The 14212-nt window shown below is 63.5% G+C and carries 15 protein-coding genes; 6 read left to right on the top strand and 9 right to left on the bottom strand.

What is annotated here, in order from left to right:
• The 3 genes from J5J09_RS10995 (at position 1) to J5J09_RS10985 (ending at position 2619) form a co-directional block, all read left to right on the top strand.
• Entirely contained in the window at positions 1–723 is a 723-nt protein-coding gene (locus tag J5J09_RS10995; RefSeq protein ID WP_208550235.1) for an ABC transporter ATP-binding protein, read from the top strand.
• Positions 713–1918 (top strand): ABC transporter permease, encoded by a 1206-nt coding sequence (locus tag J5J09_RS10990; RefSeq protein WP_208550233.1) that lies wholly within the window; start codon positions 713–715, stop codon positions 1916–1918. The genes J5J09_RS10995 and J5J09_RS10990 overlap by 11 nt, the downstream gene beginning before the upstream one ends.
• A gap of 77 nt (positions 1919–1995) precedes the next feature.
• Positions 1996–2619 (top strand): GntR family transcriptional regulator, encoded by a 624-nt coding sequence (locus J5J09_RS10985; protein ID WP_208550228.1) that lies wholly within the window; start codon positions 1996–1998, stop codon positions 2617–2619.
• A 58-nt stretch (positions 2620–2677) separates the two neighbouring features.
• Here J5J09_RS10985 and J5J09_RS10980 read toward each other — a convergent pair whose 3' ends face one another.
• The 5 genes from J5J09_RS10980 to cysG all read right to left on the bottom strand — a co-directional run bounded on the left by J5J09_RS10980 (position 2678) and on the right by cysG (position 7628).
• Complete coding sequence (locus J5J09_RS10980; RefSeq protein ID WP_208550224.1) at positions 2678–3490, bottom strand: ferredoxin--NADP reductase; 813 nt, start codon at positions 3488–3490, stop codon at positions 2678–2680.
• Between the two features lie 186 nt (positions 3491–3676).
• Positions 3677–4177 (bottom strand): DUF934 domain-containing protein, encoded by a 501-nt coding sequence (locus tag J5J09_RS10975; RefSeq protein ID WP_208550223.1) that lies wholly within the window; start codon positions 4175–4177, stop codon positions 3677–3679.
• A gap of 10 nt (positions 4178–4187) precedes the next feature.
• Positions 4188–5858, bottom strand: a complete 1671-nt coding sequence (locus tag J5J09_RS10970) for a nitrite/sulfite reductase (protein ID WP_208550222.1) — start codon at positions 5856–5858, stop codon at positions 4188–4190.
• Positions 5859–5865: 7 nt separating this feature from the next.
• The gene (locus J5J09_RS10965) at positions 5866–6180 is read right to left on the bottom strand and encodes a DUF2849 domain-containing protein (protein ID WP_208550219.1); all 315 of its coding nucleotides are present in this window, start codon (positions 6178–6180) and stop codon (positions 5866–5868) included.
• A 2-nt stretch (positions 6181–6182) separates the two neighbouring features.
• A complete protein-coding gene (cysG, locus tag J5J09_RS10960; RefSeq protein ID WP_208550218.1) occupies positions 6183–7628 on the bottom strand; it encodes a siroheme synthase CysG in 1446 nt (481 codons plus the stop codon).
• Positions 7629–7876: 248 nt separating this feature from the next.
• Between cysG and J5J09_RS10955 the strand changes: the two genes are divergently transcribed.
• Genes J5J09_RS10955 through J5J09_RS10945 form a run of 3 tightly spaced genes read left to right on the top strand, consistent with a single transcriptional unit; the run spans position 7877 to position 9785 of the window.
• Positions 7877–8425, top strand: a complete 549-nt coding sequence (locus J5J09_RS10955) for a nucleoside deaminase (protein ID WP_208553545.1) — start codon at positions 7877–7879, stop codon at positions 8423–8425.
• Between the two features lie 44 nt (positions 8426–8469).
• Positions 8470–9318, top strand: a complete 849-nt coding sequence (gene mazG, locus J5J09_RS10950) for a nucleoside triphosphate pyrophosphohydrolase (protein WP_208550217.1) — start codon at positions 8470–8472, stop codon at positions 9316–9318.
• A gap of 2 nt (positions 9319–9320) precedes the next feature.
• Positions 9321–9785, top strand: a complete 465-nt coding sequence (locus J5J09_RS10945) for a GNAT family N-acetyltransferase (protein ID WP_208550211.1) — start codon at positions 9321–9323, stop codon at positions 9783–9785.
• A 13-nt stretch (positions 9786–9798) separates the two neighbouring features.
• On the opposite strand, the gene J5J09_RS10940 is transcribed toward J5J09_RS10945, so the two are convergent.
• The 4 genes from J5J09_RS10940 to hflX all read right to left on the bottom strand — a co-directional run bounded on the left by J5J09_RS10940 (position 9799) and on the right by hflX (position 14191).
• On the bottom strand, positions 9799–10386 hold the full coding sequence (locus J5J09_RS10940; RefSeq protein ID WP_208550210.1) for a YdeI/OmpD-associated family protein: 588 nt from the start codon (positions 10384–10386) through the stop codon (positions 9799–9801).
• Between the two features lie 80 nt (positions 10387–10466).
• Positions 10467–11141 (bottom strand): bacteriochlorophyll 4-vinyl reductase, encoded by a 675-nt coding sequence (bchJ, locus tag J5J09_RS10935; protein ID WP_208550208.1) that lies wholly within the window; start codon positions 11139–11141, stop codon positions 10467–10469.
• Positions 11128–12753 (bottom strand): magnesium-protoporphyrin IX monomethyl ester anaerobic oxidative cyclase, encoded by a 1626-nt coding sequence (gene bchE, locus J5J09_RS10930; RefSeq protein WP_208550205.1) that lies wholly within the window; start codon positions 12751–12753, stop codon positions 11128–11130. The genes bchJ and bchE overlap by 14 nt, the downstream gene beginning before the upstream one ends.
• A gap of 100 nt (positions 12754–12853) precedes the next feature.
• Positions 12854–14191: a GTPase HflX gene (gene hflX / locus J5J09_RS10925; RefSeq protein WP_208550204.1), complete on the bottom strand. Its 1338-nt coding sequence runs from the start codon at positions 14189–14191 to the stop codon at positions 12854–12856.
• Positions 14192–14212: the final 21 nt, after the last annotated feature.

Raw genomic sequence — 14212 nt, 5'->3', positions numbered from 1 at the left:
ATGGCCGCTACCCTCGAAAAGCCGCTGATCGCGTTCCGAGACATCACCAAGGTCTACGGCCGTGGCGAGGCGACGATCAGGGCCCTTGATGGCGTCGATCTGACGATCGGCCATGGCGAGTTCGTGGCGATCATGGGGCCATCGGGCTCCGGCAAATCCACGGCCATGAACATCCTCGGCTGCCTCGACGTGCAGACCTCAGGCGAATACTTCTTTGAAGGCATTCCCACATCGGGGCTGGACCAGGCGCAGCGAACCATACTCAGGCGCCACATGCTCGGCTTCGTCTTCCAGGGCTTCAACCTGCTGGCCCGCACCTCGGCGATCGAAAATGTCGAATTGCCGCTGATCTACCGCGGCATGGAGGCGGCGGAACGCCGCGGGCGATCGCGCATCGCGCTGCAGCAGGTCGGGCTCGCCGGACGCGAGGGGCACACGACGCAGGAGCTTTCGGGTGGCCAGCAGCAGCGCGTGGCGATCGCGCGTGCAATCGTCACCAGCCCAAGGGTCCTGCTTGCAGACGAGCCGACCGGCAACCTCGATACGAAGACCAGCCGGGAGATCATGGAACTGATCAGCGGTCTCAACCGGGAGCACGGGATCACCGTGATCATGGTGACGCACGAGGACGACATCGCCGCCTATGCACGCCGGGTGATCCGGTTCCTCGATGGCCGTATCCAGTCTGACCAGACGAACGGAGTTCGCGCCGATGTTTCTTGAGACCATCAAGCTCGCCTTCCGGGCGATCAGCCGCAACATGCTCCGGTCCTTCCTGACGGTGCTCGGCGTTGTGATCGGAGTGGCGGCTGTCATCGCCATGGTCACAATCGGCAATGGCACGACGGCGCAGGTGACGGCGGAGATTTCGAAGCTTGGCACGAACCTGCTCTTCGTCCGCCCCGGTCAATTCGGCCCCGGCCGGGCCAGTACCGACGCCCGAAAATTCACGATTCGCGATGTCGAGGCGGTCCGCGACCAGATCGGCGGTCTCAGGGCCGCGGCTGGCATGAACCAGTCGACGGCGGTCGCGATCTTCGGCAGCGCCAACCGGTCAACGACCGTGATCGGCACGATCTCCGACTATCTCGTCGCGCAGGACTGGCTCCTCTCCAGCGGCCGAAGCTTCACTGCGTCCGAGGAACGGGGCGGACAGGCTGTCTGCATCATGGGCGAGACGCTGAGACGCGAACTGTTCGGCTCCACACCAGCGGTCGGGCAAAAAATCCGCGTCGGCGGACTGTCGTGCGAGGTGATCGGCATTCTTGCCGAGAAGGGTCAGAGCGGCATGGGCAGCGATCAGGACGATGTCGTCATCATGCCGCTCCGGATCTTTCAGCGCCGCATAGGCGGAACGACTGACGTTTCTGCGATGATCCTGTCGGCGCGGGATGGAGTGTCGACGTCGAAGGTGCAGGCCGATGTCGAGCGCCTGTTGCGGGAGCGGCGGAAAATCGTCGCCGGCCGCAGCGACGACTTCACTGTGAACGACATGACGCAGATGGCCTCGACCTTGACCGGCACGACGACACTGATGACCGGCCTGTTGGGCGCGGTCGCTGCCGTCAGCCTGCTTGTCGGTGGCATCGGGATTATGAACATCATGTTGGTTTCGGTCACGGAACGGACACGGGAAATCGGCATCCGCCTGGCGATCGGCGCACTTGAACGGCAGGTGCTGATGCAGTTCCTGGTCGAGGCAGTGACGCTTTCGGTCTTCGGTGGCATCGTCGGGATCTTACTCGGACTGGGCCTTGCCTATACCGCCGTCAGCTTGATGGGCGTGCCGTTCGTGGCAAGCCCGTCGATCATTGCCCTTGCCTTCGCGTTTTCAGCCGCGATCGGCATGGTCTTCGGCTTCTTCCCGGCTCGCCGCGCCGCCCAACTCAACCCGATCGAGGCTCTGCGTCACGAGTGATAGCGCGGCTGATATATCAGGCAACCTTGCATTGCGTCATGGAGCATGGCAGAGTCTGATATATCAATGAGGGCTTGATGACACTCACTCTAGGTTCGCAAAGCCACCGCGCCTATCTCGATATCGAAGAACGCATCGTGACTCATCGGCTCGCGCCGGGGACTCTCGTCACCGAGCGGGAACTGATCGACCTTTCTGGACACGGGCGAACGCCGGTGCGAGAGGCGATACAGAAACTCGCCTGGCAGGGCCTGATAGAGGTGCGTCCCCGCGTTGGGCTACGGATCTCGGCGATCTGCCCGGCCGACCACGGAAAGATCCTGGCGGTAAGGCATCTCCTGGAACCGATGGCCGCGTCGCTCGTTGCCGAAAACGCAAACGACGAACAACGCGCGGCGCTGGTCGAGTGCGCCAGAGCCATGACGTCGGCGGCAACGGCCGGAAGCTACGAGGCTTTCCTCGCGGCTGACAAGCGGTTCGACGAGATCCTGGAGGCCGCCTGCCCCAATCCCTTCCTGATCTCGGCGCTATCGCCGCTCCAGACCCACTCGCGCCGTCTCTGGTATGCGGGCGCCACGCCGGAGAAGATGGATCGCTCGGTCCTGCTGCATGTCGCGGTCATTCGCGCGATCCAGAAAGGCAACGCCGTCGAGGCCGAAACGGCGATGCGGCGGCTGATCGGAGCGCTGCGGGACGCGTGAACGACAACGCCCGGCGCGAGGCCGGGCGTGAAAGCTGCGTTTTGCGGCAGGTCAAACGTCAACCGACGAAGGCGCGCTCGATCACGAACTCGGCCGGTTTGTTGTTGGCGCCCTCAGTAAGCCCCGCCTTTTCCAAGAGCGCCTTGGTGTCCTTCAGCATGGCGGCCGATCCGCAGATCATGCCACGGTCAACGGCCGGATCGAGCGGCGGGACGCCCAAATCAGAAAACAGCTTGCCGTTTTCGATCAAGTCGGTGATGCGGCCCTTGAAGGGATAGTCCTCACGAGTCACCGTCGCATAGTGCTTCAGCTTGTCGCCGACGACCTCGGCCAGAAACTCGTGGTTCCTGATCTCGTCCACGAGGTCGAAGCCGTATTTCAGCTCAGCGACGTCGCGGCAGGTGTGCGTGAGGATCACTTCCTCGAACTTTTCGTAGGTTTCCGGATCCCGGATCAGGCTCGCGAACGGAGCGATACCCGTGCCCGTCGAGAACATATAGAGACGGTTGCCCGGCGTCAGCGCGTCGAGCACCAGCGTGCCCGTCGGCTTCTTTCGCATCAAGACCTTGTCGCCCGGCTGGATCTTCTGCAGATGCTGGGTCAGCGGTCCGTCCGGCACCTTGATCGAGAAGAATTCCAATTCCTCGTCCCACGACGGGCTGGCGACCGAATAGGCGCGGTAGATCGGCTTGCCGTCGACCATCAATCCAATCATGGCGAACTCGCCCGAGCGGAAGCGGAAGCCCGCCGGGCGCGTCATCCTGAAACGGAACAGGCGATCGGTGTAATGGGTGACGCTGAGAACGGTTTCGGCGTAGACACCGTCCGGAACAATCAGTTCCGCATTGTCTGTCTTGGCTGGGGCATTCATGCGCTATCTGGTCCTATCCTAATCGATCCGTCTGGCGCCGCGGGGGGCGCACCGGGAGCAGGTCCCGCCCGGCGGCGCAACGAGGCCAAGCCGGACATCCGGGACTGTTGTGCCGCAGCACATGCCTCCAATCATTGACCTCCGTCAATGCACGACAGAATACATAGTTTCTTTTTAATATTTCTCTCAGGCCCGCCGGCGCCAGCTATAGCCGCCGGCCGGACAGTTCTCCGTCGCAGCAGGCTGATAGTGCTGATCGATGCCGGGCAACCTGCCCTCTTCCAGCCGTTTCAGCGCCGTCGCGTTGGTGACGGCAAACGACGAAATGCCGGTTCGCAGCATCAGAGGGATCTGGTCGATCAGCACGTCGCCCACGGCCCGAACTTCACCGGAAAAGCCGAGGCGGTCGCGCAGCAGCGAGGCATGGCTGAAGGCGCGGCCATCGTTGAACGCTGGAAACGCAACGGCAACGAGGTCGATGCGGTCGAGATAGGGCTGAAGCGTCTTCACGTCATCGGCCGGTGCGATCAGCACGCCGAAGCCGCCTTCGTTGCTTTCCTCGGCCTTCACCAGGAACTCCTTCATCGGCAGAACGGCGCGCTCGCCCTCGCCTGCCTTGCGCTCATCGGTTTCGACCACCCAGGGATCGGCCGCGACGAAACCGTCTGTTTTCCAGATACGCGTCATGGGTCGCTCCTCAGGCGGCTTCGGCGGCGCTGCCGTAGAGCGCGGTCTTGAAGGGTTGCGGGCCGACGCGGCGGTAGGCCTCGATGAAGGTTTCGGCGGGCGACAGGCGCAGGCCGATATAGGTGTCGACGATCGTCTCGACCGCGTCCGGTACCTTTTCCGGCTCGAAGCCGCGACCGATGATTTCGCCGATCGAGGTGTTTTCGTCGCCGGAGCCGCCGAGGGTGATCTGGTAGAGCTCGCCGCCCTTTTTCTCGACCCCGAGAAGGCCGATATGGCCCACATGGTGATGGCCGCAGGCATTGATGCAGCCGGAAATCTTGATCTTGAGATCACCGATCTCCGCCTGACGCGCAGCCGATCCGAAGCGGATCGACAGCTCCTGGGCGACGGGAATGGAGCGGGCGTTCGCAAGCGCGCAATAATCGAGGCCCGGACAGGCGATCATATCGGTGATCAGGCCGGCATTGGCGGTCGCCAGTTCTTCTTCGAGCAGCGCATCGTAGAGCGCCTTCAGGTCGGCGCGGGCGACGTGCGGCAGGATCAGGTTCTGCTCGTGGCTGACGCGGATTTCGTCGAAGGCATAGCGCTCGGCGAGATCGGCAACGCGATCCATCTGAACGTCTGTTGCGTCTCCCGGAATGCCGCCGATCGGTTTCAGCGAGATCGTCACGGTGGCATAGTCCGGATGCTTGTGGGCACCCACATTGCGCGCCACCCAGGCGTCGAAGCCGGCGTCAGACTTGCGCTCCTTGGTCAGATCGGCCCAACCCTCAGGGCGTTCCGGCAGAGCCGGCGGCGCGAAATAGGTTTCGATCGCCCGGATGTCGGCGTCGGGCAACTTCAGCTCGCCATCGCGCAACTCGGCGAACTCGGCCTCAACCTGGCGCGTCAGTTCCTCGGTGCCGGTTTCGTGTACGAGGATCTTGATGCGGGCCTTGTACTTGTTGTCGCGGCGGCCGTGCAGATTATAGACGCGCACGATCGCGGTCACGTAGGACAGAAGGTCCTCTTCGGGGAGGAAGTCCCGAATCTTCTTCGCCACCATCGGCGTGCGACCCTGGCCACCGCCGACATAGACGGCAAAGCCAAGGCGTCCCGCTTCGTCCTTCTTCAGGTGCAGGCCGATGTCATGAACCTGGATCGCGGCGCGGTCGGCCGGAGCGCCTGTCACGGCGATCTTGAACTTGCGCGGCAGGAAGGAAAATTCCGGATGCACGCTCGACCACTGCCGCAGGATTTCGGCGTACGGCCGGGGGTCGGCGACCTCGTCGGCGGCGGCGCCGGCGAAATGGTCGGCGGTGACATTGCGGATGCAGTTGCCCGAAGTCTGGATCGCGTGCATCTCGACGCTTGCGAGATCCATCAGGATATCGGGCGTATCCGAGAGGCTCGGCCAGTTGTACTGGATGTTCTGCCGGGTGGTGAAGTGACCATAGCCCCGATCGTACTTGCGGGCGATATGCGCCAGCGTGCGCATCTGGCGCGAATTCAGCGTGCCATAAGGAATGGCGACGCGCAGCATGTAGGCGTGCAGCTGCAGGTAGACGCCGTTCATCAGGCGCAGCGGCTTGAAGGCATCCTCGGTCAACTCGCCGGACAGGCGGCGGCCCACCTGGTCGCGAAACTGCGCGACCCGGGCGTTGACGAAGGCGTGGTCGAATTCATCGTAACGGTACATGCTGTCCTCAGGCGGCGACGAAGGCCGGATCGGCGAAGCCGTGGTCCTTGGCGTATGGGATGGTCGGGCCACCGGCCCGGATGCGTTCGCGCAGACGCAGCGGCCAGAGCTGGCCGTCGCGCTCCTTGATCTCGATGACGTTGACGTCGACAACGAGATTGTCGGCAAAAGCCTTTTTGCCGGTTTCTTCCAGCGCGGAAACGGCCTCGGCATGGCGGGCGACGAAAGCGTTCTGCAGGTTCTCGTTCCACTGGCCGGCGGCGTCGAGCCAGACGGCGATGCCGTCGGTCAGCCGGTTGGCGGTCAATACCTTGTCTGCCATCGTCAAATCCTCGCAAAATTCTGCCGGGCGCCGGCGACGATGCCGCCGAGCGCCACTGAACGTTCGAAACTGGCGCCCGCAACGGCGTCGCCGATGATCACCATGACCGGGCCCGTCAGGCTGTCGACATGCTCGAGCCGGGGCAGTTCGGCGAGCGTGCCATGCAGCAGGCGCCTGTCGGCGCGGCCGGCATTCTCGACGACGGCGACCGTCGTATCCTCCGGCAGGCCGGCACCCATGAGCTTGCCGGCCACCGAAGCGGCAACAGAGCGGCCCATATAAACGGCGACGGTTGCGCCGGAAAGGGCAAGCCGCGCCCAGTCGGGCAGAACGTCGCCGTGAAGATCGTGGCCTGTCGTGAAGACGAGCGTCGAGGCCACGCCGCGAAGCGTCAACGGCAGCTCGAAATCGGCAGCCGCCGCAAGCGCCGACGTGATGCCGGGCACCACCTCATAGGGAATACCGGCATTTCGCAGCGCTGCCATCTCCTCGCCGGCGCGGCCGAAGACCAGCGGATCACCCGCCTTGAGGCGCACGACGCGTTTGCCTTCGCGGGCGAGTTCGACGAGCAGATCGTTGATCTCTTCCTGGGACTTCGAATGACAGCCCTTGCGCTTGCCGACGGAGATGCGTTCGGCGTCGCGGCGGCCCATGTCGACCACTGCTTGTGGCACCAGTGCATCGAACAGGATGACGTCGGCTTCCATCAGCAGGCGGTGGGCGCGCAGCGTCAGCAGGTCTTCGGCACCCGGGCCGGCGCCGACGAGGAACACGCGACCGACATTGCCGCTCGCCCGCGTTGCCTTGAGGAGACGCGTCGCATGCCGGCGAGCGGTGCTGACATCGCCATTCTCGACAGCGTCGGCGACGTCGCCCTTGAAGAAGGAGCGCCAGAACAGCCGCCGAACGACACCGCGCGGCAGGAGGCTGTCGACGGCGGAGCGGTAGGAATTGGCGAGAAGCGCCAGTTTGCCGAGCGACTTCGGCAGCAGGCGATCGACATCGGCGCGGATCATCTGCGCGAGCACGGGTCCCGCCCCTTCCGAGCCGATGGCAACGGCGATCGGCGCGCGGTTGACGAGCGCCGGTGTATAGAAATCGCAGCAGTCCGGCTGGTCGACGGCATTGGCCGGGATTTTGGCGGCGCGCGCAGCATCGACGATCGCCCGGTCGAGCGCGCCATCGCCGGTGGCAGCGAACACGAGCGTCTTGTCCTCGACCTGCGCCGGATCGAACGCGGCCCGGACCTGCTCGATGCGCTTGTCGACAAGATAGGCAGCGTAATCTGCTTCGGGCGCGTCCGCGTAGGCGATCACGCGCGCCTTGGTGTTGCCGAGCAGGCGTGCCTTGGCGAAAGCCTCGTCGCCGTTTCCGAACACGGCGACGGCTTCGTCCGCAACGCGGAAGAAGGCCGGAAAGACGCCAAGTCGGTTTTCGGTCGCGGACATACAGAATCCCCTAGGATGAGGCCCAACTATCCCTTCTAACGTCCTAAATATGAAGAAACGGAAATCCGGGTCATGTCCGCGTCGGACATTTCTTTGCTAGAGAGCGGCCTTTCGCGGGTAAAATCGACCGCATCGCACCAATTTACATCGACGGGAAGGCCCGATAACGTCCGGAACACTGACCTGATTTTCCAAGAAGAGACATTCCTTTGCACCAGCCCGTTCCCGCCGCCCGCCTGCTCGACGTGATGGAGCATGACATATTGCCGTTGACCGACAAGGGTGTCTCGGCTGGCAACAAGGTGTTTGGCGCCGCGATCCTGCGGAAATCAGACCTGTCGGTGGTGATCGCCGAAACCAACAACGAGCTCGAAAACCCGCTCTGGCACGGCGAAGTCCATACGCTGAAGCGCTTCTACGAACTCGGCGAGAAGCCGGCGACGAAGGACCTGATCTTCCTCTCGACCCACGAACCCTGCACCATGTGCATGTCGGCGATCACCTGGGCGGGCTTCGACAATTTCTACTATTTCTTCAGCCACGAGGACAGCCGCGACGCCTTCGCCATTCCGCACGACCTGAAGATCCTGAAGGAAGTGTTCGGACTGGAGCCCGGCGGCTATCGCAAGCAGAACGCCTTCTGGCACTCCTTCGCGATCGCCGACCTCGTGGCGGCGGAAGACGAACCGCTGCGTCAGCGCCTCGTCGACCAGACGGCCCGCATCAAGGACGTTTACGCGACCCTTTCGGAGCGCTACCAGTCCGGCAAGGGCGAAAACGACATTCCGCTCAACTGAGTCGGCTGCGGCCGGCGAAACGATCCTGCTATTGGAGTTTCACGATGGAAGCATCGAAGGACATCGCGCGCCTGATCGAGATCATGGCGGCGCTGCGCGACCCCGAGACCGGTTGCCCCTGGGACGTGGTCCAGACCTTCGAGACCATCGTGCCCTACACGATCGAGGAGGCCTACGAGGTGGCCGACGCAATCGAGCGCAAGGATCCGGACGACCTCTGCGACGAGCTTGGCGACCTGCTGCTGCAGGTGGTGTTCCACGCCCGGATGGCGGAGGAACAGGGACTGTTTTCCTTCGGCGACGTGGTCGAGGCAATCACGAAGAAGATGATCCGTCGCCATCCGCACGTCTTCGCCCGCTCCGAGGCCGACACGCCGGAGGCCGTGAAGCTGCAATGGGACGCGATCAAGCAGCAGGAAAAAGTCGAACGCGCCGCCCGCCGCGCCGCGCGGGCGGACGCGACCGGCGCTCCGGTCGAGGATTTCAAGGCCGGCCATCTCGGCTCCGTCCAGCGCTCCTTCCCGGCGCTCACGGAGGCGCTGAAACTGCAGGAGCGCGCCGCCAAGGTCGGCTTCGACTGGTCCGAACCCGCGCCCATTCTCGACAAGATCGAGGAGGAGATCGGCGAATTGCGCGAGGCGCTGGCCGAGGGGCGACCTGACAAGGTCAAGGACGAACTCGGCGACCTGATCTTCGCACTGGTCAATATCGGCCGGCATGTGAAGGCCGAACCGGAACAGGCGCTGCGGGGGACGAACACAAAGTTCAGGAGACGATTCAGCCACATAGAGAAGGGTCTTCAAGCATCAGGTGAGACGCTGGAGGGAGCGAGCCTGGAGCGGATGGAAGCGTTGTGGCAGGCGGCGAAGGCGACTTCGGGCATGCGAGGCTGACGATGGATATCCGGATCGCCACGCCGGCGGATGACCTGCTCATCATCGACCACCACATCAAAATCTGGGAAAGCTACGAGACGCCTGCCGAAGACTTCAGGCCGGATGTACGGGAGGCGATCGCCGAGTTCCTGGAAAACGGCCGCACGCAGACCGCGCTGACATCCTTCATCGCCGACGTAGATGGAAATGCCGCCGGATCGTTGTCATGCTATGTCGGCTTTCCCGTTTTTCCAGCCGTGATCCGTTCGGAAAAGCGACTGCCGGGCTACATCTGGTCGGTCTTCGTCGACGATGCATTCCGGGGCCGGGGTATCGCGAAGGCATTGGTGAAGACAGCCGTCGAGCATTTGCGACGCGCCGGATGCACGTTGGTCATCCTCCATGCCTCCGATGCCGGCGAACCGGTCTACCGTTCCGTCGGGTTCGAGATGGCGAGGGAGATGCGGCTGAAATTCGAGGCATGAGCCGGCACTCGCATCACCGCTCCTGATACCCCTTCCCCGCCAAAATCTTCTCCCGCATCTTCTCGATCCGCCCGACCCGCGTCGCCGACTGTTTCGGCTGGGCGAAGTAGAGAGCGTAGCCGCGTTTGCGGCCGGGGGTGAGCGCCTCGAAGGCCTCGTGCATTACAGGGTCTTCCTCCAGCTTGGCCAGCAGTTCTTCCGGATAGGCAATGTCGTCCTTCGGCAAATCGACCTTAGCGCCGGCTTTTTCCAGTTCCATGGCCTCGGTCACATAGGCGCGAATGGTGTCGTCCATCGCCCGGATCTGGTCGATGTCGGTGAATTTGAAGATGCGCGACGAGCGGGAGTTTTCGCCGGGCGCCACCAGCAGGTTCTGCTCATCCTTAAGGAGAACACCCTTGAAGAAGCCGAGCGTGGCATTGTCCTTGAAGCCCCAGAGGATCGCGACATTGCCGCCATCGACGGTGTAGACCGGGGAACTCCATTTCCACACCTCGATGAGGCCGCAGCCGAGCAGGATCGCCCGCAGCGCCGCAAGCTCCGCTGGCCACAGCTCCGCCTTGTCGAAGAAGTCGTCGATTTTCTGCCGCGTCTCGTCCATGTCGCTCCTCCCATCGTTGAGCGACGCGAAGTTAGCCTCGGGAGCGACTGTTGTCGACGTGACGGCGCGGACAGAACCGATCAACCGCCTGCGCCGATCACCAGTTCCGTCACGCACCGCCCCTCGCCTTTCCCACGGCAGTGCGGATGGCGGACGGTCGAAACACCGCCGGCAAGGGTGGCAAACAGCCGCTCGAACACTGTGCTATGCCAGGGGCAGCCGGGCGTGGCCAACGGGTTGTCGCGGATCGTCAGCGTGACCACAGGACGCGTCCAGCCGGACACGCTCGCGGAGAAACGGCCGCTGCCGGCGAAGGTCCAGGCGTGGCGCTTGATGGCGAAGGCGAGAAGGCGCGCCGAGACGGCAGGCGGCAGGTGCGGCAAAAGACGCCTGGCATTAAGCGGGATGCGGTTTTCGAGGATATAGTGCGCCGTGCGATGACCGGCCTCGGCAAGCACCCGGTCCGCCTCCTCCACCGGCAGGGCCTTGCGGATCGCGGCGAACAGGCGCACCGGTTCGCGTTCGTCGATCATGGCCTGCGGCGGATGATCGAGATGATGCGCCAATCCGGCGCTCTCGTAGATCAGCCGGGCGACGTCCCGACCGTAGAGGGCTGCCAGCGCATGACCGGTCTGGATCACCGCGTTGGGACCGATCCGGGCGACCGGCGTGGCGCCGGATATCGTTCCTGCGTCGCCACGGACGGAAGCGGTGATGCCGTGCACCTCCGTCACCGCCGGCTCAGACGAGCGCATCATGCGCCTCCGGTCCGCCGCCGCAGGCAAGCATAGGGGCTTTCCCCTGCTCCGCCTCGCCAGCCTTGCGGGCGCGCATCTGGCTCGCCCGATCGGAAGCTGCCTGCCAATCCGCCATTTGCGCCGGAGCGATCTTGCGTGTCATGTCGAAACCGAAGTCGACCTTCTCCTTCGATTGCGGACCCCAGTAATTGTGCTTGCCAAGGTCGTAGAACTTGCGTTCGAAGCCGGCCTTCAGGAAGGCCTTGAGGCAGCCGAGCAGATATCGGCGGCGGAAACCCTTGCCGCGCCAGGGATAGTGGAATAGCGCCTTGATCATGTAGAACCGGCGGTAGTTGTTCATGACCCGGTCGAGCAGTTCGCCGCGATCCATGGCATCCGGCTTCATGATCGGTGTGACGAAATTATATTTCGAGAAATCGAAGATCTCGACCTTGTCGCCCAGTTCCTGGAACAGCGGCGAGAAGGGCCAGGGCGTGTACATGGCCCAGTTGGCGAGATCCGGGTTCCAGTCGCGCGCCATGCGATAGGTTTCCTCCAGCGTCTCCGCCGTCTCGTTTTCGAGACCGACAATGAACTGTGCCTCCGTGAAGATGTCGGCTTCGCGCAGGAGGCGGATAGCCTTCTTGTTCTGCTCGACCTTGGTCTCCTTGTTGAAGCGGTCGAGCTTCAACTGGGCGGCCGCTTCCGTGCCGAGCGAGACATGCACAAGGCCGGCCTTGCGGTAGAGCGCCAGATATTCCTCATCCCTGATAATGTCGGTGACGCGGGTGTTGATGCCCCATTTGACCTTGTCCGGCAGGCCGCGGGCGATCAGCTCCTCGCAGAAGGCGATGAACTTCTTGCGGTTGATGGTCGGTTCCTCGTCGGCCAGGATGAAGAAGCCGACCTTGTGGTCGTTGACCAGTTTCTCGATCTCGTCGACCACCTTCTTCGGGTCTCTGATGCGATAGTCGCGCCAGAACTTCCACTGCGAGCAGAAGGAGCAGGTAAAGGGGCAGCCGCGCGCCATGTTGGGGATCGCGACCCTGACGCCGAGCGGCACGTAGATGTATTTCTCCCATTCGAGCAGCGTCCAGTCCGGATCGATGGCATCGAAGTTCTTGACCGTCGGTGCGGCCGGGGTGGCGACGATCTTGCCGTCGTCGGCGGTGTAGGCGAGCCCCTTGATCGATGCCCTCGCCTCCTTCCAGTCGCCCGTGGCAACAGCGCGGACCAGGTCGACGATGATCTCCTCGCCTTCGCCGCGTACGATAACATCGATGTAAGGCGCCTCTGACAGCACCTGCTGGTACATGAAGGTGGCATGAACACCGCCCAGAACGCGCAGCGCGTCCGGGCAGACCTCCTTGGCGATCTCCAGGCAGCGCTCGGCCATATAGATCGACGGGGTAATCGCGGTGCAGCCGATGATGTCGGGCTGCAGGCGACGCAATTCCTCGCGCAGGCGCTCCTCTGTCATGTCGTTCGTCATGGCATCGATAAAATGGATGTCGCTGAAGCCAGCTGATTTCAGCGCCCCGCCGAGATAGGCGACCCAGGCCGGCGGCCAGTTGCCAGCAATCTCGGCGCCGCCGGAGTGATAGTTCGGATGGATAAAGACGACGCGCATGACCACCTCCCTAAAGTGTCAACATAAGTTGACACGGAGACAGTCACGGCAATTTGACGTAGATCAATAGATCACAGATGTTCTAAGATACTGGGAGCACTCAGCGCTCCCAATCTTCCTTTTTCGGCTTCTTTCCGAGCCCGAGCTTGCGCTCCAGTTCGGCGGCCTGGCGCTCGGTGAGGCGCACCTCCAGGCCCACCGAGCCATCCTCGTGGTCCTCGCGGCCATCGACGACGGCATTCTCGTAGGCCCAGGAAATGACCGCGTGTTTGTCGGCCGGAATGACGACCGTGGTCTCCGTCAGGACGCCGGACAATCGCTCCGAAATCACGTTAAGCAGCCGATCCATGCCTTCGCCGGTGACGGCCGAGACGGTCATAATGTCCTCGCGGCCGGCGGCGCGCTGGGTGAGCGCGTCGTGCGCCTCGGGCTCCAGTCGGTCGATCTTGTTCCAGACCTCGATGATGCGCTCGGCGCGCTCCTTCTCGTCGATCCCTAGATCGTCGAGAATGCGCAGGACGTCGGCGGATTGCGCGCCGTTGTCCGGGTCGGACATGTCGCGCACGTGCAGGATCAGGTCCGCTTCCAGCACCTCTTCAAGCGTGGCGCGGAAGGCGGCGACGAGATGGGTCGGCAGGTCGGAAATGAAGCCGACGGTATCCGACAGGATCACGGTCCGGCCATGCGGCAGCTTCATGCGGCGCAGCGTCGGGTCGAGCGTGGCGAACAGCATATCCTCGGCCAGCACCCCTGCCCCGGTGATCCGGTTGAACAGAGTGGACTTGCCGGCATTGGTGTAGCCGACGAGCGCCACGATCGGGTGCGGCACCTTGCGGCGCTTGGCCCGATGCAACTGGCGGGTGCGCACCACCTGTTCCAGTTCACGCTCCAGGCGCACGATGCGGTCCTGCAGCAGCCGGCGGTCGGCCTCGATCTGGGTTTCACCGGGGCCACCCATGAAGCCCGCACCGCCGCGCTGGCGTTCGAGGTGGGTCCAGGAGCGAACCAGACGGCCCTTCTGGTAGTTCAGATGCGCGAGCTCGACCTGCAGCGTGCCTTCCTTGGTGGAGGCGCGGCGGCCGAAGATTTCGAGGATCAGGCCCGTCCGGTCGATGACCTTGGCGTTCCATTCCTTCTCGAGATTGCGCTGCTGGCCGGGCGTCAGCGGATGGTCGACGATGACGAGGCCGGCATTGTGCGCGTCGAGGCCTTCGCGGATTTCCGCGATCTTGCCCGTTCCCATCAGGGTTGCCGGGCGCGGCTGCGACACGGTCACGATCAAGCCGTCGACAATTTCGAGGTCGATGGCGCGGGCAAGCCCGATCGCTTCCTCGAGCCGGGCTTCATTGCTGCGCGGCGCGTGCGAGGCTTCCGCCGCCTGCGCCGCAAGCACCTTCGCCTGCTGCTTCAGGACCGGAACGACAACCAGTGCCCGCATGTCATCGCGGCGCTTTTCCAG

This window comes from Ciceribacter sp. L1K22 (assembly GCF_017599385.1).
GTDB lineage: Bacteria > Pseudomonadota > Alphaproteobacteria > Rhizobiales > Rhizobiaceae > Allorhizobium.
Note: the sequence above shows the minus strand (reverse complement) of the source record. Positions and strands in the feature narration are given on the sequence as shown.

What these genes read in the sequence shown, in the direction of transcription:
- J5J09_RS10995 (WP_208550235.1), top strand. Translation starts at nt 1, where the DNA reads ATGGCCGCTACCCTCGAAAAGCCGCTGATCGCGTTCCGAGACATCACC.
- J5J09_RS10945 (WP_208550211.1), top strand. Translation starts at nt 9,321, where the DNA reads ATGGATATCCGGATCGCCACGCCGGCGGATGACCTGCTCATCATCGAC.
- J5J09_RS10955 (WP_208553545.1), top strand. Translation starts at nt 7,877, where the DNA reads ATGGAGCATGACATATTGCCGTTGACCGACAAGGGTGTCTCGGCTGGC.
- J5J09_RS10965 (WP_208550219.1), bottom strand. Translation starts at nt 6,180, where the DNA reads ATGGCAGACAAGGTATTGACCGCCAACCGGCTGACCGACGGCATCGCC.
- J5J09_RS10980 (WP_208550224.1), bottom strand. Translation starts at nt 3,490, where the DNA reads ATGAATGCCCCAGCCAAGACAGACAATGCGGAACTGATTGTTCCGGAC.
- J5J09_RS10940 (WP_208550210.1), bottom strand. Translation starts at nt 10,386, where the DNA reads ATGGACGAGACGCGGCAGAAAATCGACGACTTCTTCGACAAGGCGGAG.
- hflX (WP_208550204.1), bottom strand. Translation starts at nt 14,191, where the DNA reads ATGCGGGCACTGGTTGTCGTTCCGGTCCTGAAGCAGCAGGCGAAGGTG.
- bchE (WP_208550205.1), bottom strand. Translation starts at nt 12,753, where the DNA reads ATGCGCGTCGTCTTTATCCATCCGAACTATCACTCCGGCGGCGCCGAG.
- J5J09_RS10970 (WP_208550222.1), bottom strand. Translation starts at nt 5,858, where the DNA reads ATGTACCGTTACGATGAATTCGACCACGCCTTCGTCAACGCCCGGGTC.
- bchJ (WP_208550208.1), bottom strand. Translation starts at nt 11,141, where the DNA reads ATGCGCTCGTCTGAGCCGGCGGTGACGGAGGTGCACGGCATCACCGCT.
- J5J09_RS10985 (WP_208550228.1), top strand. Translation starts at nt 1,996, where the DNA reads ATGACACTCACTCTAGGTTCGCAAAGCCACCGCGCCTATCTCGATATC.
- mazG (WP_208550217.1), top strand. Translation starts at nt 8,470, where the DNA reads ATGGAAGCATCGAAGGACATCGCGCGCCTGATCGAGATCATGGCGGCG.
- J5J09_RS10975 (WP_208550223.1), bottom strand. Translation starts at nt 4,177, where the DNA reads ATGACGCGTATCTGGAAAACAGACGGTTTCGTCGCGGCCGATCCCTGG.
- cysG (WP_208550218.1), bottom strand. Translation starts at nt 7,628, where the DNA reads ATGTCCGCGACCGAAAACCGACTTGGCGTCTTTCCGGCCTTCTTCCGC.
- J5J09_RS10990 (WP_208550233.1), top strand. Translation starts at nt 713, where the DNA reads ATGTTTCTTGAGACCATCAAGCTCGCCTTCCGGGCGATCAGCCGCAAC.